The following is a 24,836-nucleotide window of genomic DNA, read 5'->3' as shown; positions in this document are numbered from 1 at the left end:
CTATTTGTTGGCGACCGAACCGCGGAAACGCTTGCTTCCCGTCCGGTGAGAGGGCCTCTAAAGCGACTTCGGGATTCGGTCAACAGCCATTTGCAATTTTATTACAAAAAAAATGCAGTTGTGGTGAGACCCCGCGGAAATTCAGGGTTTTAGCCGCATTTCGCAGGTGCAAGCTCGACTGTCTGAAATAACGTCACTTGCCGCACAGCGTTCCCGATCTGCCGAAAATCGTCGTCTTTACGTGATTCACGCACCCAGACTCGGGACGGGAACGTCCAAAATGGTTGTAGAGAGTCGTTTGCTGCGACTCATGGAACCACCGAATCCGGCCAACAGGCATTGCGGTGCCTCATCTGGTCACTAATCAATAAGCAGGAATGAAGGGCTGGTGCAGCTCAGGCGGCACATCGGCAGCAGTACCGCCTCGCGTCGGGTGGGCTCTCGCATAATGCGCGACAGCCATCTGGCGCCGCACGTCCGCGGCGCCAGACAATAGTTTAGGCTTTGAGCAAACCGATCTCGATGAGCCGCTCGCGCAGATAATCATCGGCAAGGATTGGCTCGGGATAACGATTGGGCTGCTCCGCACTAATGCATTGGGGCAAGGTCGCGATTGGAAAGTCCGATCGCAGATGCAAGAAGAACGGCATCGAATAACGGCTAAAGCGCGAGCGCTCCCCTGTCGGGTTCACCACACGATGAGTCGTCGACGGCAGCATATGGTTCGTCACGCGCTGCAACATATCACCCACATTGACTGCCAGCCCCCCTGAAGGCGGCGACACGTCCATCCAGCTGCCATCGGGCCGCAGGATCTGCAACCCTGCCTCCTCAGCGCCCAGCAGAAGCGTGATGAGGTTTATGTCTTCATGTGCCCCTGCCCTGATGCAGCCTTCGGCATCGCCGGCGATTGGCGGGTAGTGCAATAGCCGCAAGATGGAGTTCCCATCCTCGATGGCCGGATCAAACCAGTGCGCGGGTAAATCCAGATATCGCGCAATCGATGACAATATCCGCGCACCGACTTTATCCATTTCGGCAAAGAGCAACTGGAACGTCTCTTTAAACTCAGGCAAGTCGGGCCAGATGTTGGGCAGCATCGATCCCGCAAGCGGGCTATCGGCGGCGACATCCCGGCCGACATGCCAGAATTCCTTCAGATCGTGAAAGTCTGCGCCCTTTGCGATCTCGGTCTTGAACGGCGTGTAGCCCCGCTGTCCGGCAAGCGCGGTATTGAACCCCTTCATCTTCTGCGATTCGGACTGTTCGAACAGTTCCTTGGTTAGCGACCAGGCTTTCGCCACAAGCGCAGGATCAAGTCCATGGTCGACCACGGTTGCAAAACCATAAGTTTGGAATGAGTTGCCAAGCTGCTGGCCAAGGGCATCGGCGTCGTCGCTGCTGAGTGAGATAACGGGCATTTGTGTCATGGACAGCGCAATAGTGCCTGCCTTAAAGGCATGCCAGCGAAAAGGAGTTACATGTGGCGAAACAATATTGGCTAATGAAGTCCGAGCCTGACGTTTACAGCTATGATGATCTGGTGGCCGAAGGTGAAGGGCGTTGGGATGGCGTGCGCAACCATAGTGCGGCGATCAACTTACGCAGCATGAAGCTGGGCGACGAAGCGTTCTTCTATCATAGCAATATCGGGCTCGAGATCGTCGCAATCATGACCATCAGCCAAGAATATTTCATCGATCCGACCGATGAAAAGGCGCGTTTCGTTGCGGTGAAAGTCAAACCGTCGCGCAAATTGAAGCAACCAGTGACGTTGAAAGCGATCAAGGCCAACCCGAAACTGGCCGAGATGGAAATGCTGCGGCAGTCGCGTTTGTCGGTTGCGCCGGTTCGCCCAGCCGAATGGAAAGAGATATTGAAGATGGCCGGCGAATGACGATGCCACGCGTTGCGATTCTAGCGCCTGTTCCCGAATATGAAGAAAACTGGTCGCACATAAAGGCAGACTATGCCCGGCTGCTGGGCGCTCAAGCGCGCTTTATCGACTGGACCAAAGCCGACGACCTGAGCGGGTTTGACGTCATCACGCCGTTGCTTGCCTGGGGCTATCCGCGCGACTGCCCGCGCTGGTTCGCCTTACTTGACCGATTGGAGGCAGAGGGACTGCCCGTGCGCAATCCGGTCAGCGTCCTGCGATGGAACAGCGACAAGGCCTATCTTGCCGAGCTTGACGCCGCAGGAATTCCCTCGGTTCCGACAATTGTAAGCCCAGCACTTGATCAGGCGGCACTTGGTGATGCCTGCGCGGCGTTCAACACCGCGATGCTGGTCATCAAGCCACCCATTTCGGGCGGCGCAGACGGAACCTATCGGCTTTCGCACGGCGATGCTGTTCCTGATGCGGTCGCCGGGCACCGGATGATGATCCAACCTTATCTTCCGAATATCGCACAAGAGGGCGAATATTCGCTGTTTTATTTTGGCGGGATATTCAGCCATTCCATTATCAAGCGTCCAGCAGCAGGCGATTTTCGCGTGCAGGAACAATATGGCGGCACTGAACAGGCCATTATTGCCCCTGCCGAAGCGCTTGCGCTGGCAGAGCGCGCGCTGACGGCCACCGCCGCAATTACGGATACCGGAACATTGGCTTATGCGCGAGTCGATCTCCTGCGCGATGGGACCGGCATTTTCCGGCTGATGGAATTGGAGTTGATCGAACCCTCGCTCTTTTTACGATTTGCTCCTGATCAAGGCGCCGCCTTTGCCAAAGCGTTACTTTCTGCAGTCTAACCGCGCACATGACTGGAACCAATGACGCTTTGCACCAGTTTACTTCACGTATCGGCCCGCAACTCCCGCGAGGCCGACTTACGCAGAAAGGATGTGCTTTATGGGCGAATTTATAGACAAGGCCAAAGGCCTGGGCAATGAAATCGCAGGCAACGCCAAGCAAGCTGCGGGCGACGCTACTGATAACCATAGCCTCAAGAATGAAGGCGTCGCGCAAGAGCGCAAGGGCGAAGGCCAAAATCTCAAGGGCAAGTTGAAGGGTATCGTCGGCGACAAGGTTTAATTCGCCGCACCTTTCGACATGAAACACCAAATGAGGTCGCCCCCCGGGCGGCCTTTTTTGTGCCCGGGATGATTATGCCTGCCGGTAGTCCGCAATGACGTCACCGCAATCGCGCAATTCGGCCTCATGACCAGCTTCACGCCAGCTTTCCATTAAAGCGTCCTTTTCCCACCCAAGCATCGCGGTCAAGCCAAGCATATTATGCACCCATTCTTTCCCGGCATGGCCGACATCCAGGTCATACGTGCGCACCCGAAAGACAACTGGCGCGAAAAACGCATCGACCGCAGTAAATTGCGGCCCGGCAAGAAACGGTCCGCCAAAGCTGCCGAGCCCTTGCTCCCATAATTCAGTCAAACGCGCTACATCACGCTCCAATGCGGCAGACATGGGCTTGGGCTTAACCCTTACCCCGACATTCATCGTACAGTCGTTGCGCAAGGCCGAAAAGCCGCCATGCATTTCGGTGACCGCGCATTGCGCCCATGCGCGCGCGGCGGGGTCAGTTGGCCACACCCCTTCGTGCCGGTCGGCCAGATACAGAACAATGCCAAGCGAGTCCCAAATTGTCCGCGCACCATCCAGCAGAACGGGCACTTGACCCGTAGGCGAAAAAGCGCGGAAGGCATCGTAATTGCTGCTGGCGGCAAATGGTTCAATCTGGTCATCAAACGGAATGCCAAGCATCGTCATCAACACCCACGGCCGCAAGCTCCAGCTCGAATAATTGCGGTTTGCGGTAATCAGCGTGTAGGTCATGTCGACTGGCCTTTCGAGTTGCGCGCAGATCGCGTCTGCCTAACGGTTTTGATTGTCCAATTCCAACCAGCGCGAGTCCACACGTTGATTGTAGCTGTCGAGTACGGCGAACGGAATGCGGAATGGCGTGCCCCAATTGCTGTTCCACATCGCGACAACGCCGGTGCGGGTGGCGGGGTCAAAGATCAACGTCGCGCGATAGCCGTCGACCGCGCCGGAGTGGCCAATGAGCCTGCGTCCTTCATAATCGAAACTGCGCCAGCCAAGGCCATATTTGGCATCCGAATTGGCCTGCCGCAATTCGCCGCCATAGATCCGGGCGGTGTTCACGCGCGGCGACTGCGCAATCCGCAGTACCGATTCAGGCAACACGTCGGGCCGCGCGCCCATGGTCGCCTGAAGCCAACGGGCAAAATCGACAATATTGCTTTCAACACCCGCCGCCGCCGGAACGCGCCAATAGCTCTCCTTCAGCGTGCGCACCTGCCGACCATTGTGGGGGCGGGCCCAGTCCTTTGCACCAGTTAATCCGGCCATGCCGAAATTCGCGCTCTTCATGCCCAACGGCAAAAACAGTCGTTCAATAACCGCATTGGGATACGGTCTTTTGGCCGCTTGGGTTAATATCTCGCTCGCTGTATCAAAAGCGATATTCTGGTAGCTGTGGCACGAACCGGGCTGGCATTGCAGTGGGGCCGTCGCAAGACTTAGGCGCAGCGTTTGGGGGTCACCGCCCTCCTCAAGCTTTTCGTCAAAGGCGTTTTTGGTGAGGCCAGTCTGCTGCGAAAGCAATTGCTCAAAGCTCAGGCGCTTTTCAGCACCCTCAGGCAATCGCAGTGATGTGTTCCAGCGCGCGACGGGCCGTTCCAGATCGACAAAACCTTCGTTGGACAAAACCGCAGCCATGGTGCCAGCGACTGTTTTTGACACCGACGCCCAACGGAACACGGTATTGAGTGTCACCGGGACATTGGTGTTCCGGTCAACAACGCCATAGCTGCGCACGAAACGCAGCTCGCCATCTTCGACGATGGCAACCGCAAGGCCCGCCATTTCGGAACGCTGGGCCATTGCGGCAAATTGCGCGTCAAGCTTGGGATAATCAATCCGTCCGCGCCATTCTTCCGGCTGGTCGGGTAAATTGACGTCCGACTTAGTGAATTTGCGGAGCACGGCGGCGACCTGGGAATTGTCAGGTGCCGAGTGCAGGCCATACCAACTCACCAGCCCCAAAAGTGCGACTGCGATCAGGGCAAGGAAAGTCCGCCGCATGTCGTCGATCAGACCGCAACCTCAAATTGCGCCGTCGTTTTCGCTTTGACGTCACCTACGGAAACGCCCGGGGCAACTTCGATGAGCTTGAACGGCGACGCTTTATCGGGCCGCTGAAACACGGCAAGATCAGTAATGATCATATCAACGACATTCCTGCCGGTAAGCGGCAATGTGCACGCCGGAATGAATTTCGGCGACCCGTCCTTGGCATTATGCTCCATCACCACGATGATCTTCTTTACGCCAGCGACAAGGTCCATCGCCCCGCCCATGCCCTTGATCATCTTGCCCGGGATCATCCAGTTGGCGATGTCGCCATTTTCGGCAACTTCCATCGCACCCAGGACGGTCAGGTCAATATGCCCGCCGCGGATCATTGCAAAGCTGGCAGCGCTGTCGAAATAGGCGGTCTGCGGCAATTCGCTAATCGTCTGCTTGCCTGCATTGATGAGGTCAGCGTCCTCTTCTCCGGCAAGGGGAAAAGGCCCGATACCCAGCATGCCGTTTTCGGACTGAAGCGTTACTTCAACACCCGGCGGAATGTGATTTGCGACCAATGTCGGGATGCCAATGCCAAGGTTCACATAATATCCGTCGCGCAATTCTTTCGCCGCGCGGGCGGCCATATCGTCACGGGTCCAGCTCAATGTATCAATCCATCTTCATCTGTTGTGGGGTGTTTGGTCGGCAAATCCGTGGGGTTCGCGCGCTCGGCATCCACCCCTTCCCAAATCCGCGCGAGGGCTTCGGCCTCCGATATGCCGGTGGCACGCGCCCAGGTCCTGGCGCCGTGGCGAATGCAGTCAACCAAAGCAATGCCATAGCCCATCGGATCGCCGCCAACGGGCACAGGGTTAATGAAACAGGTCACCGGGCCACCTTCTTTCGCCCACACGCGCAAGAATTCCCGGCTGTCGCCGAGCATGTCGGTGTAAGAGACCAGGTCAATCGGGACGGGCTTATCGGTCATTTCGCTGGCTCCCATTTGCCTTGAGGGGTGAAAATTTCGTCATAGCCGCCACGGATCGACGGGCCGTAGACCGGGTTGGAAAACAGGAACCAGCCATTGCCCCAGACATCAGCGATGGCAGGATTATTAGCCAGCTTCCGGCGCTCCGCAACGCTTAGCCCCTTGGCATTGAACGCTTGGGCAAAGTCGCCGAGCTGATCCCCTGCCAACGCAATGACGCAATATTTGGCGGCGATAGCGGCACGCCGTCCATCCTTGCTTGAGCCAGTGGCATCGTCGCCCATCAGGTACAGCGTCTCTTTATGCTTAAATTCGCCGAGGCCAGCCAAGCGCAGCGCGTCTTGCGTGCCAGTCGCATTTGCGGCTGTGCGGTTGGTGTTGGCGATAATGGTCACGCCCACATCGCGCATCGTCTTCAATGCCTCGACCGCGCCGGGCATGGCCAGCGCCTTGCCAGCGCCGCTTTTTTCCCATTCGTTCCAAATGGCCGGGTCGAAATCTTTCCCTTGTTCAGCCATGTACCGCATGGCACCGACATTCCAGATCAGCGTTTCATCCGCGTCGAAGACGGCCGCCAGTGGCTTAGTCCCGCAGCTTTCAAACCGGGGTACGTCCGGAGTAGAGCCTTCGGACAGCACGGCTTGTGATTTGATGGAGCGGTTGAGCGCCTTGGCACGCACATATTGCGCCATGGCCTTATAGACCTGAGTGGAAGCTACGCTCCCCTCAGCCGACCCGTAAAGCCACTGCTGCCCCGTTGGCGGCGAAGTCGGTGTCGGTTTTTCTCCCACTTGCGTGGCGAGCGCGTCCTTGCTCAATGCTGGTGCGGCGCCTTGTTGCCCTTGCGTTGCACATCCAGCCAGACAGAGTGCGGCCAAGCTAAACGCAACATGTCGCATCATGCAACTTCCCGTTCGCGCACCGTACGGAACTCGATCTTTTTGTCGTAGGGTGCGCCGATGATCATGCGCTGCACGTAAACGCCGGGCAGGTGGATGCAGTCGGGGTCAAGGCTACCGACGGGCACCACTTCCTCAACCTCGACCACACATATCTTGCCACATGTGGCCGCTGGCAGGTTGAAGTTGCGCGCGGTCTTGCGGAAGACAAGGTTGCCGCTTTCATCGGCTTTCCATGCCTTGATGATCGAAAGGTCCGCAAAGATGCCGCGTTCAAGGATATACTCCTCGCCGGCGAAATCCTTCACTTCCTTGCCCTCGGCGACCAAAGTGCCAACACCCGTTTTGGTATAGAAACCTGGAATGCCCGCCCCGCCAGCGCGCATGCGTTCGGCAAGCGTGCCTTGCGGACAAAATTCGACTTCGAGTTCTCCCGCCAGATATTGCCGCTCAAACTCTTTGTTCTCGCCCACATAAGAGGAGATCATCTTGCGGACTTGCTTGGTACGCAACAGCTTGCCAATGCCTTCATTATCGATGCCTGCGTTGTTCGACACAAATGTCAGGCCAGTGACCCCGCTGTCGCGCACGGCATCAAGCAATCTTTCGGGCAGGCCGCACAGGCCAAAACCGCCGCTTGCAATCAACATGTCGTTCTTTAGCAAGCCGTCGAGCGCCGCATTTGCGTCGGGGAAGAGTTTTTTCGCCATGAAGTGCTCCAATGTGGGGAGAGACGGAATCGCCTTCGCCTAGACGCCAACTGGCGGGAACGTCAACGCCAATAGCGCGCCCAAATCGTTTAAAGCTTGCGCGCCGTTTTGCACCTTGATCGCGGCCATTCCCATGGCGGCAGCCGGTTTGCAATTAATACCCAGATCATCCAGATAGATACAACGTGACGGTTCGACCGATAATGCCGCACACATCATCTGATAAATGCGTGGATCGGGTTTGCGCACGCCGACCTTGCTCGATTCAAGGACATGGTCGAACCTGTCCATGATCGCCGAAATTGCGGCCGCCTTTTCATCGCTCACCGCCATGCCAGCGCCTTTGCCCGACGGCACATTGTTGGTGATGCACCCGAGCGCAAAGCCGCGCGATTTAAGATGGTCAAGCGCGGCTACCATTTCAGAACGGATGTCCCCTGCAAGGCATGCGATGACAGATGCACCGTCCAATTCATGTCCCAGCGCGCGCGCTTCGGCAGCGAACAAAGCGTCAAAGTCCGCCGCGCTGCATTCGGCCCTTTCGAATTTCGCCCATGCATTATTATCAGGATTGTGGGTGTTTACGGTGCGGACAAAATCTTTTGGCAGGCCGCGCTTCACCTCCATGCGGTTAAAGGCCTCAAATGGCGAAGACGTGATCACACCGCCGAAATCAAAGATAACGGCGCAATAGTCAGCCGTGGCCGCCGAAACCGTCATTTTACGCTAACTTTCATGACGTTTTTGATCCTGTCTCCCGGCGCATAATATCTGAGGGCAATCGGCAGGCTGCGTCCGCTTGCGCAGTCGCCGAGCTTGAGGCGATTGACGATGACAATATTGCCCCTCCCGATGACTTTGGCGCTCCAATTGTTGCGGTCGACAATCAATGCCGTGTCCTCATCAATGCCGACGCCGGCGGAGCCGTCACATGCAACCGCACGAACAAGACGCGGCAATCGGGCACGCTGCGCAAAGTGCTGGTCAACAAAATACCGCGGCAGAAAGCCTAAGCCTTGGGCCAACACAAGTGGCTCGGCATCGGTCGCTGCGGACATACAATCGCTAATGTTAAAGCTAATAGGGTCTTCCATGGCACCATAAGCGCTGCCGCACGCGATCATAGCACTTCCCATGATCGCCGCGCCGGCACTGCTGCCACCGACTACCGCTCCAGAAGAAAGCCGACGCTGTATCGCTGTAAACATAAGCGTGGATTTCCCGTTTGGCCGCAATAGACGCGAAGTGCGCGCCTGATCGCCACCTGTAAACCAGATGCCCGTAGCCATTTGGATCTTTGCAATCTCGGCGGCGGCGTCAGCATTACCTGCCCATGTTGCTTCGTCGAGGGTGGTTGCGGGATCATCAGCTTCGGCGAGTTCAACCCCAAATATCCGGCTACGGTCAACGCCATGCCGGACCAAATTGGTGACGAAGGCGTCAAGCGCAGCGCGCGGCTCACCGGACGCGGACGGGATAATTGCGATTTTTCCTCCCTTCGCGCCATCGATGAATGCCCTGTATATCTCGGCATTGTCCGGCGAAAGCCCGCCGCCGACGATGACGAGCGTTCCCTGCCCACATACAGGGGCGCTCACCAGCAGCGCCAAAAGAAGGCTCAGAAGCCGCATCAATATTGCAGCTTAAGCCCCGGCCGCGCCCATCGGGTTTTGACGAGACGCCCGCTGCCCGACAGGCAGATATAGGCGTCCCGCATATCGTCACCGCCAAAAGCGATATTGGTGGTGAAGATGTCATCGGTGGCGACAAATTCGACCAGCTCTCCTTCGGGCGAAATGACGCTGATGCCGCATTCGCCGATCGTGGCGACGCAGATATTGCCATTTGCCTCCATGCCGAGGCTGTCGAAAAATTTATATCCCGCCGGCCGGTAGACCGGAATACCCGGACCGCCGGGGCCAGCATCTGCGGCCACCTTGCCGGGCGCAGTGATGTTGAACTTCATCAAGCGGCAGGTGTAGGTTTCGGCGGCGTATAAGGTGTTGCCATCGGGCGAGAGGCCAACGCCATTCGGGTTGTTCGACGGGAAGATCACTTCTTCCAAATGGCTGCCGTCGGCTTTGGCGTAGAATATGCCGACAACATCATGGCTGCGCTTGGCATAGTCGATCTTGCCATGGTCTGTGAACCAGAAGCCGCCATGCGCGTCGAACACAATGTCATTCGGACCCCGCAAGCTGCATCCGAAGTCACCCGATTTGTAGAGTATCTCAATTTCGCCCGTTTCGATGTCGATGCGCTCGATCCGGCCGCCCGAATAATCCTGCGCAATACCGTGCGGCGCGAGAAAACCATTGGCTTCCATATATGCAAACCCGCCATTATTGCAGCAATACAGCTTGCCATCAGGGCCGATTGCCAAGCCATTTGGCCCGCCACCCGGCCGGGCGATGACCTTTTTGCTGCCATCGGGTTGCACGCGGGTGATTTGGCCGTCGGCAATCTCCACAAGTATGATGCTGCCATCAGGCATGACGACGGGTCCTTCAGGAAAACGCAGACCATCGGCGACCAGTTCAAATTCAACCATAACATACTCTCCCTTATGCGGTCGTTTGCCGCGCGTTTTATTGTGAATCCAAATGCGCAGTCAGGCGGGTTCCTGCTCGGGTGCCGAGCGGTCTCCCTCACCTAGTTCTGCCTGCATGTAGACGGTGTCAAGCCAGCGACCAAATTTGCGACCGACGCAGCGCATTCGGCCGGATATTGTGAAGCCCATCTTGCTGTGTAATGCCATGGACGCAGGCTCTCCGCCGCCAATCACTGCAATCATTTGACGAAAGCCGCATTCGGTCGCGTGCGTCATCAAGGCGCGCAAAAGCGCAGCACCAACGCCCTGCCCGACATGATCCGCATCGACATAGATCGAGTTTTCGCAGGTGAAGCCGTATGCTGGCCTGTCGCGAAAAGACGTCGCATAAGCATAGCCCAAAATCGCTCCGCCGCGCTCAGCCACAAGGAAAGGCCATTGCTTCCCCAAAATGTCTGCAATCTTTTCTTCGGTTTGCGCCGTACTGCGCGGCGCGGTGTCGAAGCTGGCCGTACCATTTCGGACATGATGCGCATAGATGCGGGCAATCGCTGCGGCGTCCGCCCGGCAGGCATTCCGCACCGTAAAATCAGTCATGCCCTGCTCCGTGTCACCCATGCCAATTGGCTGACATAATATGCTCTGATTGGAAAGCATTTTGCCGGTAATTGATGTTGATCAAGAACTTTCACGTTCAAGCGCGTATACCGAGTCGCAGGAGTCCGGCTTATCCTATCCCGGCCAATGGCGAAGGAAATGACGATGAAGTCGATCATGGTACATGCAGGCAGCGATTCTGCGTTCGAAAGCCGGATGCAGGCAGGGCTCGATCTTGCCCGACGCTTCGATGGACATATGTCATTGATATTGCCACGGCCAACGCAGGATTATGTGGCGTTCGACATGTTTGGCGGCGCGCATTTCATTGCCGAAGCATTTGACGCGGCCGAAAAAGAACGTGCCAAATTGTGCGCGCGTATCGATGAGCGCTTGAAGGCGGAGGATGTGCCTTGGGACTGGCAATTGTTCGACGGCACGACCTCGGACGCGTTGATCAATGCCGGCCGGCTTGCAGATATATTGATCATGTCGCTCGATGAAGCAGGCGCGCCTGGAATAGCCCGGACATGGGTCAGTGATGTTGTGACCGGGTCGCGCACCCCAGTGCTTGCAATCCCCGCCTCGTGCAAACAGATATCTTTTGACCGCGTGATGATCGCATATGATGGCGGTTTCGAAGCCGCCAACGCCGTACGTGCAGCACTGCCTATGCTAATGGCGGCGACGCAGGTCCGCATATCCGAGGTTGAAACGCTACCGGAAGAATTTCCTGTGACCGATGTCGCGTCCTATTTATCGCGCCACGGGATTAATGCGGAAATCGCCGTCGCCGCCAAGGGTGACCAAAGCGTCGAGGAAAGGCTGCTCGCTGAGGCGAATGCATGGCGACCCGATCTTCTCGTAATGGGGGCCTATAGCCATGGCCGGTGGCGCGAGACATTGTTCGGCGGCGTGACCAAGTTCATGCTGGGCGAATTGGGCATACCAGTGTTGTTGGCGCATTAAACAAAGATTGGCTTTTACCCCTGTTCCATGCAAGTTTGCATGGGATCGAGGAAACAATGGAACCAGAAACAGCCGTAACCAGCCGCCCCATGGGGTTCTGGATGGCGCTCGCTTTGGTCATGGGCAGCATGATCGGGTCCGGGGTATTCCTGCTGCCTGCAAGCCTCGCGCCCTTGGGTTGGAATTCGGTCATTGGCTGGCTCATCACGATTTCCGGCGCGCTGTGCGTGGCTTCGGTCTTCGGCGCGTTGAGCAAAGCGCTGCCCAAGGCTGGCGGGCCTTATGCCTACACGCGCGCGGCCTTTGGCGATGGCGCGGGTTTTGCCATTGCCTGGGCGTATTGGATTTCGATGTGGGTGGGCAACGCGGCCATTGCCACCGCAGCCGTCAGCTATCTTAGCCAGTTATTCCCCGTGGTTGGCACCCAAGGCGTATCCGCCGCCATTACCATTTCCATCGTCTGGGCGTTCACGTTGATCAACATGCGCGGGACAAAATTGGCAGGACAGGTTCAGGTCGTTTGGACGATTGCAAAGCTGCTTCCCCTTGTCGCCGTTATTGGTCTTGCGGCTTATGTGCTGGCGACGCAAGGCACTGTGGTTGTTCGGAATTTTGAAGCCGCGGATATTTCAACCGCCAGCATTTCGACGGCTACGATCTTGACCTTATGGGCGATGCTTGGCCTTGAGCTTGCTACTGTCCCTGCCGACAAGGTGCAGGACCCGGAAAAGACCATCAACCGCGCCACATTATTCGGGACCGCAGGGGCGGGCGGCATATATATCCTCGTTTGCTCTGCGGTCGTCCTGATGCTGCCGGTGGCGATCACCAGCGCCTCAGCTGCGCCATTTGCAGATTTTGTGAACATTTATGCAGGTGCCAATGCAGGCACTGCCATCGCCGCCATCGGGGCAATCAGCGCGCTGGGTGCCTTAAACGGGTGGATCATGTGTCAGGCCGAATTGCCCGCCGCCCTTGCGCGCGATGGCCTGTTTCCCGCATTTATGGGGAAATCCGCCGCAAATGGAACGCCGCGTAATGCGCATCTGTTCACCACCAGCCTTTTGACCGTCGTCATTCTGATGAACAGCAGCCGGTCCATGGCTTCAATGTTCGAATTCCTGATATTGCTCACCACCGCCATCGTGCTCGTGATGTACTTCGGATGCGCCGCGGCCGCCGTCCGGCTTATCTCCACAGGCGAATTGAAAGCAGGTATCGGATTTAAGGTCATACTCTTCTTCGCCGCGTTATATTCCTGCTGGACAATATATGGCGCTGGGCAAGAAGCTTTGCTTTGGGGCCTTGCTTTGCTTCTCTTCGGCCTTCCGGTTTTCTGGCTGTTGCGGCTTACTAGGGGTTCCAAAGCTGCGGCCTGATGCCTACATGCAGGACAAATGAACATTGCAGGAAAACCGATGAGCTATACTACGGACTTGGGCCTTTATATCGATGGCAGCTGGCGCACTGGCGAAGGCCGCGACACCCATGCGGTCATCAACCCGGCAACCGGCGAGACATTGGCGGAACTGCCATTGGCGAATGCTGCCGACCTTGACGAAGCGTTGGCGGCGACCGCAAAAGGCTTTGCTTATTGGCGCGCAGTCGACGTTAATGCTCGTGCCGCCATTTTGCACAAGGTCGCTGACCTCATTCGCGAACGCGCCGAGAGCATTGCGGTTTTGCTGACCACCGAACAGGGCAAGCCGCTCGCGGAAGCGCGCACCGAGGTGCTGTCATGCGCCGCGCAGTTCGATTATTTCTGTGAAGAGGCCAAACGCAGCTACGGCCGCGTTCTTGTCCGGCCAACGGGGCAGCGGGCACTCGTGCTGAAACAACCCGTTGGGCCAGTCGCTGCGTTTTCGCCGTGGAACTTCCCTGTGAACCTGATGTGCAAGAAAATGGCGGCTGCGCTTGCGGCAGGATGCTCGATCATCGCCAAGCCACCCGAAGAAACGCCAGCAAGCACCAGCGCGATCATGCAGTGCGTCATTGACGGCGGTGTTCCGGGCAATGTCGCGCAACTTGTTTACGGCGTGCCTGATATGGTCAGCCGCCACCTGATTGCGTCGCCCATCATCCGCAAGGTCAGCTTCACTGGGTCGGTGCCGGTTGGCAAGCATTTGCTCAAGCTGGCCGCAGATGGCGTGAAGCGCACGACCATGGAATTGGGTGGCCATGCGCCAGTCCTGATTTTCGACGATTGCGATCTTGAAAAAGCTATCACTTTGTCAGCGACGACGAAGTTCCGTAATGCTGGCCAAGTATGTATTTCGCCAACGCGCTTCTACGTGCAGGAAGGCGTCTATGACCGCTTTGTGGCGGGCTTTGCCGAACATACAAAAAAGGTCCAAGTCGGCAACGGGCTCGACGCCGCTACCGTGATGGGTCCGTTAGCCAACGGGCGGCGGCCATCGGCGATTGCTGATTTGGTCGACGACGCGACGTCAAAGGGCGCGAAATTACTTGCTGGCGGGTCGCGCGGCGACAAGGGCTTTTTCTTTGCGCCCACCGTTCTTGCGGATGTGCCGATGTCGGCAAAAGTCATGGATGATGAACCCTTTGGTCCCGTCGCTTTGATGCGGCCGTTCAAAACCTTTGACGAAGCCATAGAACAAGCCAACCGCCTGCCGTTCGGCCTTGCAGCTTATGCTTTCACCGAAAACGCGCGACAGGCAAATCTCGTTGCGGATGCGCTTGAGACGGGCATGGTTGGCCTCAACAGCTTTGTGATTTCCATGCCTGACGCACCCTTTGGCGGGGTAAAGGAATCGGGCTTCGGCAGCGAAGGTGGTCCAGAGGGCCTTGAAGGCTATTATACCACCAAAGCGGTTCATCAATATTGATAAAGCGCCAGCTTTATCTGAGCGCCGGTCTTTTGTCGGTGGCGCTTGGCACCATTGGCATTTTTCTGCCTTTGCTACCTACGGTGCCGTTTATGATACTGGCCGCCTTCTGTTTTGCGCGGAGTAGCCCGGCGCTTGAAGCAAGGCTGATGAACCATCCGCGCTTTGGCCATCATCTGGTGGCTTGGCGCGAAAAAGGTGTGATCAGCAGACGCGCGAAATGGTCAGCGACCATTGCTTTTGGCGTTAGTATCGCCATCAGTCTTGCAGTCATGGCTTTGCCTTGGGCGCTGGTGCCGCTTGGCGTTGCCCTTGTGTCGTTAAGCTGGATTTGGCGTAAACCTGAAGACTAGATTGCAGCGTCGCGCACAATGGCGGTCCCAGCCTCGCGCTGCCTTTTCAGATCGGCCTTCAACTTGACAGGGTCGCGCGCCAATACAAACCCAAAGCTAACGCCGCCCTCTTTACCAACCGTCGCGTGATGTAATTTATGTGCCTGTACCAGGCGTTTGGCATAACCGCGTTTGGGTACCCAGCGGAAAAAACGCTGATGCACCAGACCGTCGTGGATGAAGGTATAAATTATACCATATACCGTGACACCCACTGCAGCCCACCATAGTGGAAGCGAATAATAATAGCCGACTGTAAACATAATGATCGCAGCCGCCGCGCCGACAATTCCGAACAAGTCATTCTTTTCCAGCACATTGTCATGGGGCTCATGATGATCGCGATGCCAGTCCCAGCCCCAGCCATGCATGATATATTTGTGGCTTGCCCAAGCGACAAATTCCATCACGGCGACAACCGCAACAACAATCGCAATTTTTTCAAAAACACTCACTTGGTAACGTCCCGTGTTAAATTACGCCGATATTCCCTGTGCGCCTGGGGCAGTGCCCACCACGGGGTGCCTGGCGCAAGATGATGTTCGTGATGATAGCCGAAATGGAAGCAACTGAACAGCGACGCGATAGCGCCGAAATCATTCGTGCGTGCATTGTGCTTATCGGAAAATCCTGAATCGTCATGCCGGTGCGGCAGATACGTGCCAAAAAAGAAGAGTTGAAGCGACGAAGCGATCGCCGGGACGGCATAAAGCAACGTGATATTCTGCAACGGGACGTTCAGGACAAAGTAATAGCCGATTACGACCGTCGAAATGAATGCAACTGACTGCAACCCGAAATAACGCTTTAGAAACAATGTATACCACGGCCAAAATGAGCGGCTGTCTTCGGCATTGAAATCCGGGTCATCGGCGCTGCCGACATGGCGGTGATGCGCGAAATGCGCATCGCGCATCCGTCGCCAGCCAAAACCAGCATATAGAAACAAAGTGATTTTGCCGATTGCCGCATTGGTCCGATGCCAACCAGGCGCGAGCGAGCCATGCATCGCGTCATGCGCGACAATGAACATCCCTACCGAAAGCCAGCATTGCAAGGCGATTACCGCGGCCACCAAAGGCCAATTGGCCAAGCGGATCGTAAAAAAGAACATCGCCCAGATGTGAACACCGATCCACACGCCAAACATCAGCCCGGCAAATGTCAGGCCGATTGTTGCGTCACTGGACGGAGAAGAGGTTCGGGCCGATATGGGCATTTCAGAAACTTAGCTACGTATGGCCATAAAGATAGATGCAGCCAATATGGGTAAAAGGATATAGTAAGGTCTAGGTTCCACGCGCGGTAAATACAGTTACTGTGCCTAGTGGAAATCTTTTCGGCGGTATACGCTGAAACCGCCCCCACTTGCATTTCGAGTCAAACCAAGGCACCGGCGATACATTATGTCGTTGAAGCCTCAAACTCTATACGAAAAAATCTGGAATGCGCATGTCGTGGAAACGCGTGATGATGGAACCAGCCTGATCTTCATTGACCGGCACCTGGTGCACGAAGTCACAAGTCCGCAAGCGTTTGAAGGGCTTCGGGCTGCAGGTCGCAGCGTGCGGCGTCCTGATCTCACGCTGGCGGTGCCCGATCATAATCTGCCAACGACCGCGCGGCTCGATGGCCAAGGCCAGCATATCCCAATTGCAGACCCCGAAAGCGCCCAGCAATTGGAAGCGCTCGAACGCAACGCACCTGAATTTGGTATCGCTTATATCGATGCTACGGACATCAATCAGGGGATTGTCCATGTCGTCGGGCCCGAACAAGGCTTCTCGTTACCCGGAACCACAATTGTCTGCGGTGATAGCCATACGGCCTGCCACGGCGGGCTCGGTGCGTTGGCGTTCGGTATCGGCACATCCGAGGTCGAGCATGTTCTTGCGACGCAAACGCTTCAGCTTACACGTTCCAAGTCGATGGAAGCGCGCGTCGAAGGGTCGCTTGGCCCTGGCGTTTCAGCAAAAGACGTCGTCCTCCACATCACCGGGGTCCTTGGCGCGGCGGGCGGCACCGGGCATGTCATTGAATATACCGGTTCAGTTATTCGCGCCTTAAGTATCGAGGGTCGGCTCACAATTTCTAACATGGCGATTGAGCATGGTGCACGCGCTGGTCTCGTCGCGCCTGATGACACCACTTTCGCCTATCTCAAAGGGCGACCCATGGCACCAAAGGGTGCGCAGTGGGACCAAGCAGTGGCCTATTGGCGGTCGCTCGCGACTGATGCCGGGGCAATTTATGACAAGGTCGTAACCATCAATGCCGCTGACATCGCGCCAAGCGTCACTTGGGGTACGAGCCCAGAGGACGTATTGCCGATTACGGGCGTCGTTCCCGACCCATCGGCATTTGCCGATCCGTCGAAACAGGACGCGGCCAGAAAGTCGTTGGAATATATGGGGCTAACTCCCGGCACAATAATGACTGAGATTGAGGTTCAGAATATCTTCATCGGCAGTTGCACCAACAGCCGGATTGAGGATCTGCGCGCGGCGGCGGCTGTTCTGAAAGGCCGCAAAAAAGCGGCTAACGTCAAATGGGCAATCGTTGTGCCGGGAAGTGGCCTCGTGAAACGTCAGGCCGAGGCAGAAGGTCTTGACCGCATTTTTATCGACGCCGGTCTGGAATGGCGCGAGCCCGGTTGCTCGGCCTGCCTTGGCATGAACCCCGATAAAGTGCCTGCCGGAGAACGCTGCGCGTCCACCAGTAACCGCAATTTCGTTGGGCGGCAGGGGCCGGGCGCGCGGACGCATCTTGTTAGTCCAGCCATGGCAGCAGCAGCAGCGGTCACCGGTAGACTGACCGATGTCCGCGAACTGATATATTAAGCGGTAGCACCAGATTTTGCCGGAAGTTTGGCTGTGCATGATTAGCTATTTTCTTTACTTGTGACTGAAGCCAAAGCTAAGGCTTAGTCCAACAAGGAAGAGAGAGATGACCGATAAAAAATCCGATGATGATGCCAAATGGTCGGCCACGGCAAAGGTCGGGGCAGCGGTAGGCTCAGCAGCGCTCATGGCCGCATTATTATATGCCGGGCGGCGCAGTCTCACGCAGAAAAAGGGCAAGCTTGAACCTTTGTCCCCTGAACCTGAAATTGAGCCGGCTTCGGACAAGCAGCCAAAAACAGATACGGATTGATTGATGCAGGCGATTAGCAGCGTCAACGGCAGGGCTTATCCGCTGGGGCTGAAGAATGTTGACACCGACATCATCATTCCCGCGGTCTGGCTCAAAACGATCAGCCGATCTGGCCTTGGAAAAGGTGCATTTGAATCACTTCGCGCAGTTCCCGGCAATGTCTTTGATGATCCCAGTTTCGCAGGTGCGCCCATATTGATCGCGGGCGCGAATTTCGGCTGCGGATCCAGCCGTGAACATGCCGCATGGGCGATGGCTGATCTGGGCATATCGGCGGTCATTGCCCCAAGCTTTTCGGACATATTTTCGGGGAATGCATTTAAGAACGGGCTGCTTGCAATAGTATTGCCGCAGGAAGCTATCGATCGGCTGATGGAAGTGGCGCAGACCGACGCCATTCACATCGATCTTGAAACACAGACCGTAACGACGTCATTTCAGGATCGCTTCGAGTTTGAAATCGACCCATTTCGCAAGCACTGCCTGATGAACGGAGTCGACGAAATCGGGCTCACATTGAAAAGCAGCGATGCAATTTCAGCCCATGAGCAAAAATTATCGGCGAGCCAGCCTTGGCTAACGCCCAACCGGATTTAGGAGAGTAAAATGCGCGCCTTATTATCAACAGCAAGTGGTGGCCCCGAAACCCTTGTCATGGGCGAGTTGCCTGAACCCGTCGCTGGCCCCGGCCAGGTTGTTGTTGCGGTAAAGGCATGCTCAATAAACTTCCCTGATACGCTGATGATTGTCGACCTGTATCAGTTCAAGCCCGAACGCCCCTTTGCGCCCGGCGGCGAGATCGCTGGCGTCGTAGAAGCCATCGGTGATGGTGTCAGCGGATTTGCAGTTGGCGACCGCGTAATCGGGCTGTGTGGCAATGGTGGGTTGACCGAAAAAGTGGCGGTTGCCGCGTTCAATTGCTTTAAAATGCCCGACGCGATGTCGTTTGAGGATGGCGCGTCTTTGCTCATGACCTATGGCACGTCGATTCATGCGCTGAAGGATCGCGGTCACATGAAATCGGGCGACAATGTGCTTGTCCTTGGAGGCGCGGGCGGCATCGGCATTTCGGCAATCGAACTTGCCAAGGCCTATGGGGGACGTGTTGTCGCGGGCGTTTCGAGCGACGCAAAGGCAGCAATCGCTCGCGAAGCTGGCGCTGACGAAGTCGTCGTTTATCCGCATCAGCCGTTCGACAAGGACCAATCCAAAGCAGTAGCCGAAATGTTCAAGGCGGCAGCTGGCAGGGACGGGTTCAACATCATTTATGACACCGTTGGCGGCGATTATAGTGAACCTGCCGTGCGCTCGATTGCCTGGGAAGGCAAATTTCTCGTCGTTGGCTTCCCTGCAGGTATAGCCAAGTTGCCGCTCAATCTCACCTTGCTGAAAAGCTGCGACGTGTGTGGCGTATTCTGGGGCGCCTTTGCCGCGCGTACGCCACAACGCAACCATGCCAATGTTGCCGAGTTGTTTGACCTCTACGCAGCGGGCAAAATCAAGCCACGGATTTCAGAAACATTCGATCTTGCCAACGCCGGTACAGCCATTGCACGTCTTGGTGACCGGGCAGCTGTTGGCAAGCTGGTCGTGCGCATTTGACTTCACAGCCTTGTTGATCAGACAGACAGGCATTATCTTTGACATACAGGACACAGGAACGGCACGATGACAACTTTTGACAAACGCGAGGGCGCATTTGAAAACAAGTTCGCGCATGACGCGGAGCTTCAGTTTAAAATAACTGCCCGCCGGAACAAGCTGGTTGGACAGTGGGCGGCAGAGAAAATGGGCCTTACGCCCGAAGAGACGACTGCTTATGCTACCTCGGTGGTTCAGGCCGACTTTGAAGAGGCCGGCGATGAGGACGTTGTACGTAAATTGCTCGGCGATTTGACGTCGGCTGGTGTTGAAGCAGACGACGCAATGATCCGCGCGGCGCTTGAAGACAAAATGGTCGAAGCCCGCCGTCAGTTCATCGAGCCTGCATAATGGCGATGCAAGCCAACGAAATAGAAGCTATGATCAAGGCTGCGCTGCCCGATGCGCTGGTGGATATTACGGACCTTGCAGGCGACGGCAACCATTATGCGGCGCGCGTTGTCAGCGAAAGCTTCCGGGGAATGCCGCGGGTAAAGCAGCATAAAGCCGTGTATGACGCGCTGGGTGGACGTATGGGCGGCGTATTGCATGCGTTGCAGTTGACGACAGCGATCCCTTAGAATTTATTGGAGTATGAGACATGAGTGTTAACGAACGGATCGAAGAGATCGTCAAGGGCAACGACGTTGTGCTTTTCATGAAGGGAAGCCCGCTGTTTCCACAATGCGGATTTTCCAGCAAGGCGATTGCCATTCTCGATCATCTGGGCGTTGCCTATGAAAGCGTCGATGTATTGCAGGACATGGAAATCCGCGCCGGAATCAAGGATTACAGCGATTGGCCGACTATCCCGCAGCTTTATGTCAAAGGCGAGTTTCTTGGCGGATCGGACATCATGATGGAAATGTATGATGCGGGTGAATTGCAGACCTTGGTCGAAACCGAAGGCTTGGCCAAACCCAAGTAACACGAGCCCTCGGCGTGACCTTAATGGGGGCGACACATGTCTTTCTCATGAAGGTCTGCCGACAGCTTAAGGTGCCCTACGCTTCGGTGGGAAGCGGAGCGGTTTCTGCCCTTTGAATATTTGGCAGCATCAGGTGCAGCCAGCCCAAAGCCAGCAGATAAGAAGCCGCAGCGAATATGAACAAGGGCGTAAAGCCAAGGCCAGCCGCAAGGACCGCGCCAGTCACCAGCTGGATCAACGCACCGCCCATATTGCCCATGAATGCGCCAAAAGCGGTCACGCGTCCAACCTTCGCACGTGGCACGACGTCGGTGATGATTGAAAATATCGACAGGGAAAAGCCCTGATGTCCCGCCATCACAACACCCATCATGATCGCCACTGGCCAGAATGAGTCAAGTGTGAGCACGAACGGCAATGGTACCACGATCGCTGCCGACCCCAGCATGATCGTCTTGCGGACGCGGTTGACGCTCCATCCCGCTTCCAAAAGGCGGGTCGATAGCCAACCTGCGAACAGCGCACCTGCCCCTGACCCGAAAAACGCGAGCGCCAGCGGCACCGCAAGCTCGCTCGTGGTCAGACCAAATTCCTTGCGGTAAAAGTCAGGCAGCCAAAAATTGATCAGCCACCATGTCGCGTCTGAAAGGGCCTTTGCAATGACAATTGCCCACGTCCGCCGCTCGCGCAAGATCGGGCCATATGGCGCGCCGTCATCGGAAAAGTCCCGATTTGCATCCTCCGCCTCATCATCAAATTTCACCCCGCGCGCGAACCAAAGCCAAAGCGCCAGCGTAATAAAACCACCGATACCTCCAAAAATCAGCGCGCCGCGCCATCCCCAGATCGCCGCGATTACAGGTATGAAAAACGGCATGGTAATCGTGCCAAGCCCGGCAATCGCAGTACCTACGCCGAACGCGTAAGACCGCTTGTCCGGCGGAAACAGGGTTGCGACGGTTTTGATGGTCAACGGCGTCTGCACCGCCTCTGTCGCGCCAAGGCCGATGCGCGCGGCAACGACGTGCCAACCAGCGATCGCCCAGCCATGTGCCATCGCTGCAAGGCTCCACGTCGTCACCCCGGTGATCATGGAACGCAGCACGCCAATTTTGTCGACAAGCCATCCGGTAAACAGAAATGATAAAGCTGCTGCGACTTGAGTGACGAAAGCAAGATTGGCGAAATCCGTATCGCTCCAGCCAAGATCCGCCGACATGTCCGGCTTTAAAATCGCAATGACCGGCCGGTCCATAGCGTTGAAGATCCCGGCGACACACAGCAGCCCAAATAAAATCCAGCGCAGCGTCGGCGTGATCGGTTTCATTTCGCTTCACCCCTTTGCAACATGCTATCCGCTTGGCCGGTCGCCCGCTCCGATTTATACTGGAACTCGTTGCACATCTGCCTATAGAAGGCCATATGACACCGCAAGACATAAACGCGACCTACATCGCTGACCTCTATGGTGAAACTTATCTCGCCGAGGACAATCCTGCACCCCGTAAAAGGTTGTTGCTCCGCGCGCTGTTTCCGGGATTTGCTGTTGTCGGTATCGCGGCGGTCGCAGCCACATGGTTCTCCGAGCATTATGGCATGCCTGTCATTCTGGCAGGTTTACTGCTTGGTCTTGCGCTGAATTTCGTGTCGGCTGAACAAAAAGTACATCCCGGCCTCGATTTTTGCGGAACGGCGTGCCTGCGTTGGGGCATAGTCCTGTTGGGCACACAAGTGACGGCGATGCAAATCGGCGGACTTGGCGCGCTTGCCTTTTTGGGGCTAATCGGCATCATGTCGCTGGTCATGGGCGCAGGCTTATTGGGTGCACGTTTGGGCGGACAAAGCAATTATGCAGGCTGGATTGCAGGCGGCGCCACAGCCATATGCGGCGCGTCCGCGGCTTTGGCCATTTATGCCGTGATCGGACGCGAGCGCCTGAACCAATCGCAATTCACGCTCACGCTTGTGGGCGTTGCACTGGCCAGTGCGGTAGCGATGTCCTTTTATCCGCTCATTGCTGCTCAACTACATTTTACGGATAAACAAGCTGGATTCCTGATGGGGGCAGCCGTCCATGATGTCGCGCAGGCGCTGGGCGGTGGGTATAGCTTTTCGCAGTCGGCAGGTGAAACCGCAACCATCGTAAAGTTGTCGCGCGTGGCGCTGCTTGCGCCTGCTGTGGCGCTCATCGGGCTTGCCATAGGCTCAGTCGACGGGCGGTCCAAAAGCCTTGCTTCACGGCTGAAACTGCCTTGGTTCATCCTCGCGTTTTTCGCCGCTGTTGCTATCAACTCGGTTGTGGATGCGCCAAATTGGGTTGCAGAATATGGGCTTCTTGCATCCAAGGCGATGTTGCTGGTTGCGGTTACGGCCACCGCCATGCGCTCGCGGCTTGATCTGCTGCTAAGCCAGGGTTGGCAAGCGCTCTTGCCGGTCATGCTGGCGACATTTACTGCTTTTGTAGCATCAGCAGCTTTTGCATGGGCCTTTCTATGACGGGGGAAGTTTACGACCTTGCGGTGATTGGCGGCGGTGTGAACGGCGCAGGCATTGCGCGCGACGCCGCTGGCAGGGGCGCGAAGGTTGTGCTTCTTGAACGCGGCGATCTCGCGCGGGGCACTTCATCGGCATCGACCAAGCTTATTCACGGCGGCCTCCGCTACCTTGAACATTACGAATTTGGCCTGGTGCGCGAATCGCTGATCGAGCGTGAACGCTTGTGGAGGATCGCCCCGCATATAATCTGGCCGCTGCGTTTCATCCTGCCGCATCAAAAGGGCATTCGTCCGGCATGGCTCGTTCGGCTCGGACTTTTCCTTTATGATCATATCGGTGGACGAAAATTGCTGCCTGCCACGCGCACGGTCAATTTGAAAACCGAAGAAGCGGGAAAGCCGCTGCGTCCGGAATTTGAGAAGGCTTTTGAATATTCGGACTGCTGGGTTGATGACGCGCGCCTCGTTGTCCTCAACGCGCTGGATGCTGCCGAGCACGGAGCAGATATCCGCACCCGTTGCGAGGTCACGCATCTCGAACGGCGCGACGGATTATGGCATATCGAAATTGCCGGACATCAACCCGTTATGGCGCGCGCAGTTGCCAATGCAGCGGGGCCAGCCGTGCTCGATTTGCTGGCGCGGACCACGGGGCATGATCGCAGGACTGGTGAAACAATCCGCCTGGTGCGGGGATCGCACATTGTCGTGCGCAAGATGTTTGATTCGCCGCAAGCCTATTTTTGCCAAAATCCTGACGGGCGGATATTCTTCGCGATCCCTTATGAGGATGATTTTACCCTTATCGGTACAACCGACGCCGATCATAAGGGTTCGCTCGACAACATTACCGCCACGCCGGAAGAAATCGACTATATTTGCGCATCGGCTGCAGCCTATTTCAAACAGCCCATCACCCCAGATGACGTCGTTTACAGCTTTGCTGGCGTTCGTCCCCTGGTCGACGATGGTTCAGGCAAGCCCGAGACCGCATCGCGTGGCTATCACTTCGAAATGGAATTCGGGCCGCATGAAACTGCACCAATCCTCTCCGTTTTCGGCGGCAAAATTACCACCTACCGTCATCTTGCGGAAAGTGCGGTGCAAAAGCTGGCGGATTATCTGCCTCAGTTGAAGGGACCAAGCTGGACCTTGACCCAGCCGCTGCCGGGTGGGGATTTTCCGATGAACGGCGCGCCCGCCCTCGCTGATCAAATCCTTCAGGAACATCCATTTTTGTCGCACACTCTGGTTCACCGATGGGTGCGTAGTTATGGAACGCGGGTAAAGGATCTGCTTGCGACCGCGCGCAGTCTGGATGACCTTGGCGCGGATTTGGGACACGGGCTGTATGCCGCAGAGGTTGACTATCTGATTGACCATGAATGGGCCCAGACGGCGCAGGATATATTATGGCGGCGCAGCAAGCTTGGTCTGCGGTTTGCCGATGCAGAAGTCGATAATCTCGAAACTTATATTGCGGCAAAATTGCGGGTTCGAGACACGGAATTGCTGCAACAACCTCCCCCTATGTAACGTTTGTAACCCCAAGGACCGTTCGCATGCCTTGACGCTCTTCGTTGGTCAATGCATGACGTTGAAAAGGGAGAACAA

30 protein-coding genes are annotated in these 24,836 nt (G+C 56.5%); 16 read left to right on the top strand and 14 right to left on the bottom strand.

Annotation, left to right across the window (positions count from 1 at the left end; genetic code table 11):
- Window positions 1-497: 497 nt before the first annotated feature.
- Window positions 498-1,436, bottom strand: coding sequence for an isopenicillin N synthase family dioxygenase (locus tag ACLL9E_RS00535; RefSeq protein ID WP_411289797.1), 939 nt, complete (start codon window positions 1,434-1,436; stop codon window positions 498-500).
- 47 nt (window positions 1,437-1,483) lie between these two features.
- Here ACLL9E_RS00535 and ACLL9E_RS00530 point away from each other — a divergent pair, with 47 nt between their 5' ends.
- The 3 genes from ACLL9E_RS00530 to ACLL9E_RS00520 all read left to right on the top strand — a co-directional run bounded on the left by ACLL9E_RS00530 (window position 1,484) and on the right by ACLL9E_RS00520 (window position 3,037).
- Window positions 1,484-1,897: an EVE domain-containing protein gene (locus ACLL9E_RS00530; RefSeq protein ID WP_411289792.1), complete on the top strand. Its 414-nt coding sequence runs from the start codon at window positions 1,484-1,486 to the stop codon at window positions 1,895-1,897.
- A complete protein-coding gene (locus ACLL9E_RS00525) occupies window positions 1,864-2,754 on the top strand; it encodes a RimK family alpha-L-glutamate ligase (RefSeq protein ID WP_411289791.1) in 891 nt (296 codons plus the stop codon). Before ACLL9E_RS00530 ends, ACLL9E_RS00525 begins: the two co-directional genes overlap by 34 nt.
- Before the next feature lie 100 nt (window positions 2,755-2,854).
- Entirely contained in the window at window positions 2,855-3,037 is a 183-nt protein-coding gene (locus ACLL9E_RS00520) for a CsbD family protein (protein WP_411289790.1), read from the top strand.
- Window positions 3,038-3,109: 72 nt separating this feature from the next.
- Here ACLL9E_RS00520 and ACLL9E_RS00515 read toward each other — a convergent pair whose 3' ends face one another.
- The 10 genes from ACLL9E_RS00515 to ACLL9E_RS00470 are packed head-to-tail and all read right to left on the bottom strand — an operon-like array spanning window position 3,110 to window position 10,798.
- Window positions 3,110-3,796, bottom strand: coding sequence for a glutathione S-transferase family protein (locus tag ACLL9E_RS00515; protein WP_411289789.1), 687 nt, complete (start codon window positions 3,794-3,796; stop codon window positions 3,110-3,112).
- Window positions 3,797-3,835: 39 nt separating this feature from the next.
- Entirely contained in the window at window positions 3,836-5,068 is a 1,233-nt protein-coding gene (locus ACLL9E_RS00510) for a serine hydrolase domain-containing protein (protein WP_411289788.1), read from the bottom strand.
- An 8-nt stretch (window positions 5,069-5,076) separates the two neighbouring features.
- Entirely contained in the window at window positions 5,077-5,718 is a 642-nt protein-coding gene (locus tag ACLL9E_RS00505; RefSeq protein ID WP_411289787.1) for a CoA transferase subunit B, read from the bottom strand.
- The gene (locus tag ACLL9E_RS00500) at window positions 5,715-6,041 is read right to left on the bottom strand and encodes a DUF5076 domain-containing protein (RefSeq protein WP_411289786.1); all 327 of its coding nucleotides are present in this window, start codon (window positions 6,039-6,041) and stop codon (window positions 5,715-5,717) included. Before ACLL9E_RS00500 ends, ACLL9E_RS00505 begins: the two co-directional genes overlap by 4 nt.
- Entirely contained in the window at window positions 6,038-6,943 is a 906-nt protein-coding gene (locus ACLL9E_RS00495) for a 5'-nucleotidase, lipoprotein e(P4) family (protein WP_411289785.1), read from the bottom strand. Before ACLL9E_RS00495 ends, ACLL9E_RS00500 begins: the two co-directional genes overlap by 4 nt.
- Entirely contained in the window at window positions 6,940-7,650 is a 711-nt protein-coding gene (locus tag ACLL9E_RS00490; RefSeq protein ID WP_411289784.1) for a CoA transferase subunit A, read from the bottom strand. Before ACLL9E_RS00490 ends, ACLL9E_RS00495 begins: the two co-directional genes overlap by 4 nt.
- Before the next feature lie 39 nt (window positions 7,651-7,689).
- Window positions 7,690-8,370, bottom strand: a complete 681-nt coding sequence (locus ACLL9E_RS00485; RefSeq protein ID WP_411289783.1) for an HAD-IA family hydrolase — start codon at window positions 8,368-8,370, stop codon at window positions 7,690-7,692.
- Complete coding sequence (locus ACLL9E_RS00480) at window positions 8,367-9,248, bottom strand: cyanophycinase (RefSeq protein WP_411289782.1); 882 nt, start codon at window positions 9,246-9,248, stop codon at window positions 8,367-8,369. Before ACLL9E_RS00480 ends, ACLL9E_RS00485 begins: the two co-directional genes overlap by 4 nt.
- Window positions 9,249-9,280: 32 nt before the next feature.
- The gene (locus tag ACLL9E_RS00475) at window positions 9,281-10,201 is read right to left on the bottom strand and encodes an SMP-30/gluconolactonase/LRE family protein (protein ID WP_411289781.1); all 921 of its coding nucleotides are present in this window, start codon (window positions 10,199-10,201) and stop codon (window positions 9,281-9,283) included.
- Between the two features lie 60 nt (window positions 10,202-10,261).
- Window positions 10,262-10,798 (bottom strand): GNAT family N-acetyltransferase, encoded by a 537-nt coding sequence (locus tag ACLL9E_RS00470; RefSeq protein WP_411289780.1) that lies wholly within the window; start codon window positions 10,796-10,798, stop codon window positions 10,262-10,264.
- A gap of 159 nt (window positions 10,799-10,957) precedes the next feature.
- Here ACLL9E_RS00470 and ACLL9E_RS00465 point away from each other — a divergent pair, with 159 nt between their 5' ends.
- Genes ACLL9E_RS00465 through ACLL9E_RS00450 form a run of 4 tightly spaced genes read left to right on the top strand, consistent with a single transcriptional unit; the run spans window position 10,958 to window position 14,966 of the window.
- Window positions 10,958-11,767, top strand: a complete 810-nt coding sequence (locus ACLL9E_RS00465) for a universal stress protein (protein WP_411289779.1) — start codon at window positions 10,958-10,960, stop codon at window positions 11,765-11,767.
- Between the two features lie 56 nt (window positions 11,768-11,823).
- Entirely contained in the window at window positions 11,824-13,146 is a 1,323-nt protein-coding gene (locus tag ACLL9E_RS00460) for an amino acid permease (protein WP_411289778.1), read from the top strand.
- Between the two features lie 39 nt (window positions 13,147-13,185).
- Window positions 13,186-14,613, top strand: a complete 1,428-nt coding sequence (locus ACLL9E_RS00455; RefSeq protein WP_411289777.1) for an NAD-dependent succinate-semialdehyde dehydrogenase — start codon at window positions 13,186-13,188, stop codon at window positions 14,611-14,613.
- Window positions 14,613-14,966 (top strand): YbaN family protein, encoded by a 354-nt coding sequence (locus tag ACLL9E_RS00450; RefSeq protein WP_411289796.1) that lies wholly within the window; start codon window positions 14,613-14,615, stop codon window positions 14,964-14,966. The genes ACLL9E_RS00455 and ACLL9E_RS00450 overlap by 1 nt, the downstream gene beginning before the upstream one ends.
- Here ACLL9E_RS00450 and ACLL9E_RS00445 read toward each other — a convergent pair.
- Window positions 14,963-15,460, bottom strand: a complete 498-nt coding sequence (locus ACLL9E_RS00445) for a sterol desaturase family protein (RefSeq protein ID WP_411289776.1) — start codon at window positions 15,458-15,460, stop codon at window positions 14,963-14,965. The genes ACLL9E_RS00450 and ACLL9E_RS00445 overlap by 4 nt on opposite strands.
- A complete protein-coding gene (locus ACLL9E_RS00440) occupies window positions 15,457-16,224 on the bottom strand; it encodes a fatty acid desaturase (RefSeq protein ID WP_411289775.1) in 768 nt (255 codons plus the stop codon). The genes ACLL9E_RS00445 and ACLL9E_RS00440 overlap by 4 nt, the downstream gene beginning before the upstream one ends.
- Before the next feature lie 187 nt (window positions 16,225-16,411).
- Between ACLL9E_RS00440 and leuC the strand changes: the two genes are divergently transcribed.
- From leuC to grxD, 7 genes are all read left to right on the top strand, one after another.
- Complete coding sequence (leuC, locus tag ACLL9E_RS00435) at window positions 16,412-17,845, top strand: 3-isopropylmalate dehydratase large subunit (RefSeq protein ID WP_411289774.1); 1,434 nt, start codon at window positions 16,412-16,414, stop codon at window positions 17,843-17,845.
- A 106-nt stretch (window positions 17,846-17,951) separates the two neighbouring features.
- Complete coding sequence (locus tag ACLL9E_RS00430) at window positions 17,952-18,158, top strand: isopropylmalate isomerase (protein ID WP_411289773.1); 207 nt, start codon at window positions 17,952-17,954, stop codon at window positions 18,156-18,158.
- A gap of 3 nt (window positions 18,159-18,161) precedes the next feature.
- The gene (gene leuD / locus ACLL9E_RS00425; protein ID WP_411289772.1) at window positions 18,162-18,755 is read left to right on the top strand and encodes a 3-isopropylmalate dehydratase small subunit; all 594 of its coding nucleotides are present in this window, start codon (window positions 18,162-18,164) and stop codon (window positions 18,753-18,755) included.
- Between the two features lie 9 nt (window positions 18,756-18,764).
- On the top strand, window positions 18,765-19,760 hold the full coding sequence (locus ACLL9E_RS00420; protein ID WP_411289771.1) for an NADPH:quinone oxidoreductase family protein: 996 nt from the start codon (window positions 18,765-18,767) through the stop codon (window positions 19,758-19,760).
- Window positions 19,761-19,826: 66 nt separating this feature from the next.
- Entirely contained in the window at window positions 19,827-20,150 is a 324-nt protein-coding gene (locus tag ACLL9E_RS00415) for a DUF1476 domain-containing protein (RefSeq protein WP_411289770.1), read from the top strand.
- The gene (locus tag ACLL9E_RS00410) at window positions 20,150-20,380 is read left to right on the top strand and encodes a BolA family protein (RefSeq protein ID WP_411289769.1); all 231 of its coding nucleotides are present in this window, start codon (window positions 20,150-20,152) and stop codon (window positions 20,378-20,380) included. The genes ACLL9E_RS00415 and ACLL9E_RS00410 overlap by 1 nt, the downstream gene beginning before the upstream one ends.
- 20 nt (window positions 20,381-20,400) lie before the next feature.
- Window positions 20,401-20,727, top strand: coding sequence for a Grx4 family monothiol glutaredoxin (gene grxD, locus ACLL9E_RS00405; protein ID WP_411289768.1), 327 nt, complete (start codon window positions 20,401-20,403; stop codon window positions 20,725-20,727).
- Between the two features lie 76 nt (window positions 20,728-20,803).
- Here grxD and ACLL9E_RS00400 read toward each other — a convergent pair whose 3' ends face one another.
- On the bottom strand, window positions 20,804-22,054 hold the full coding sequence (locus ACLL9E_RS00400; RefSeq protein WP_411289767.1) for an MFS transporter: 1,251 nt from the start codon (window positions 22,052-22,054) through the stop codon (window positions 20,804-20,806).
- A gap of 95 nt (window positions 22,055-22,149) precedes the next feature.
- Between ACLL9E_RS00400 and ACLL9E_RS00395 the strand changes: the two genes are divergently transcribed.
- Together ACLL9E_RS00395 and glpD are read left to right on the top strand one after the other, a co-directional pair.
- Window positions 22,150-23,223, top strand: a complete 1,074-nt coding sequence (locus ACLL9E_RS00395; RefSeq protein ID WP_411289766.1) for a YeiH family protein — start codon at window positions 22,150-22,152, stop codon at window positions 23,221-23,223.
- A complete protein-coding gene (gene glpD / locus ACLL9E_RS00390) occupies window positions 23,208-24,758 on the top strand; it encodes a glycerol-3-phosphate dehydrogenase (RefSeq protein ID WP_411289765.1) in 1,551 nt (516 codons plus the stop codon). The genes ACLL9E_RS00395 and glpD overlap by 16 nt, the downstream gene beginning before the upstream one ends.
- The last annotated feature ends 78 nt before the right edge of the window (window positions 24,759-24,836 follow it).

This window comes from Sphingorhabdus sp., assembly GCF_046596595.1.
Lineage (GTDB): Bacteria > Pseudomonadota > Alphaproteobacteria > Sphingomonadales > Sphingomonadaceae > Sphingorhabdus_B.
Note: the sequence above shows the minus strand (reverse complement) of the source record. Positions and strands in the feature narration are given on the sequence as shown.

Coding starts and splice junctions, on each gene's coding strand:
- ACLL9E_RS00430 (WP_411289773.1), top strand. CDS start 17,952: ATGACCGATAAAAAATCCGATGATGATGCCAAATGGTCGGCCACGGCA.
- ACLL9E_RS00440 (WP_411289775.1), bottom strand. CDS start 16,224: ATGCCCATATCGGCCCGAACCTCTTCTCCGTCCAGTGACGCAACAATC.
- ACLL9E_RS00410 (WP_411289769.1), top strand. CDS start 20,150: ATGGCGATGCAAGCCAACGAAATAGAAGCTATGATCAAGGCTGCGCTG.
- ACLL9E_RS00415 (WP_411289770.1), top strand. CDS start 19,827: ATGACAACTTTTGACAAACGCGAGGGCGCATTTGAAAACAAGTTCGCG.
- ACLL9E_RS00520 (WP_411289790.1), top strand. CDS start 2,855: ATGGGCGAATTTATAGACAAGGCCAAAGGCCTGGGCAATGAAATCGCA.
- ACLL9E_RS00455 (WP_411289777.1), top strand. CDS start 13,186: ATGAGCTATACTACGGACTTGGGCCTTTATATCGATGGCAGCTGGCGC.
- ACLL9E_RS00475 (WP_411289781.1), bottom strand. CDS start 10,201: ATGGTTGAATTTGAACTGGTCGCCGATGGTCTGCGTTTTCCTGAAGGA.
- ACLL9E_RS00395 (WP_411289766.1), top strand. CDS start 22,150: ATGACACCGCAAGACATAAACGCGACCTACATCGCTGACCTCTATGGT.
- ACLL9E_RS00495 (WP_411289785.1), bottom strand. CDS start 6,943: ATGATGCGACATGTTGCGTTTAGCTTGGCCGCACTCTGTCTGGCTGGA.
- ACLL9E_RS00465 (WP_411289779.1), top strand. CDS start 10,958: ATGACGATGAAGTCGATCATGGTACATGCAGGCAGCGATTCTGCGTTC.
- ACLL9E_RS00400 (WP_411289767.1), bottom strand. CDS start 22,054: ATGAAACCGATCACGCCGACGCTGCGCTGGATTTTATTTGGGCTGCTG.
- ACLL9E_RS00470 (WP_411289780.1), bottom strand. CDS start 10,798: ATGACTGATTTTACGGTGCGGAATGCCTGCCGGGCGGACGCCGCAGCG.
- ACLL9E_RS00420 (WP_411289771.1), top strand. CDS start 18,765: ATGCGCGCCTTATTATCAACAGCAAGTGGTGGCCCCGAAACCCTTGTC.
- leuD (WP_411289772.1), top strand. CDS start 18,162: ATGCAGGCGATTAGCAGCGTCAACGGCAGGGCTTATCCGCTGGGGCTG.
- ACLL9E_RS00485 (WP_411289783.1), bottom strand. CDS start 8,370: ATGACGGTTTCGGCGGCCACGGCTGACTATTGCGCCGTTATCTTTGAT.
- grxD (WP_411289768.1), top strand. CDS start 20,401: ATGAGTGTTAACGAACGGATCGAAGAGATCGTCAAGGGCAACGACGTT.
- leuC (WP_411289774.1), top strand. CDS start 16,412: ATGTCGTTGAAGCCTCAAACTCTATACGAAAAAATCTGGAATGCGCAT.
- ACLL9E_RS00490 (WP_411289784.1), bottom strand. CDS start 7,650: ATGGCGAAAAAACTCTTCCCCGACGCAAATGCGGCGCTCGACGGCTTG.
- glpD (WP_411289765.1), top strand. CDS start 23,208: ATGGGCCTTTCTATGACGGGGGAAGTTTACGACCTTGCGGTGATTGGC.
- ACLL9E_RS00515 (WP_411289789.1), bottom strand. CDS start 3,796: ATGACCTACACGCTGATTACCGCAAACCGCAATTATTCGAGCTGGAGC.
- ACLL9E_RS00500 (WP_411289786.1), bottom strand. CDS start 6,041: ATGACCGATAAGCCCGTCCCGATTGACCTGGTCTCTTACACCGACATG.
- ACLL9E_RS00525 (WP_411289791.1), top strand. CDS start 1,864: ATGGAAAGAGATATTGAAGATGGCCGGCGAATGACGATGCCACGCGTT.
- ACLL9E_RS00510 (WP_411289788.1), bottom strand. CDS start 5,068: ATGCGGCGGACTTTCCTTGCCCTGATCGCAGTCGCACTTTTGGGGCTG.
- ACLL9E_RS00460 (WP_411289778.1), top strand. CDS start 11,824: ATGGAACCAGAAACAGCCGTAACCAGCCGCCCCATGGGGTTCTGGATG.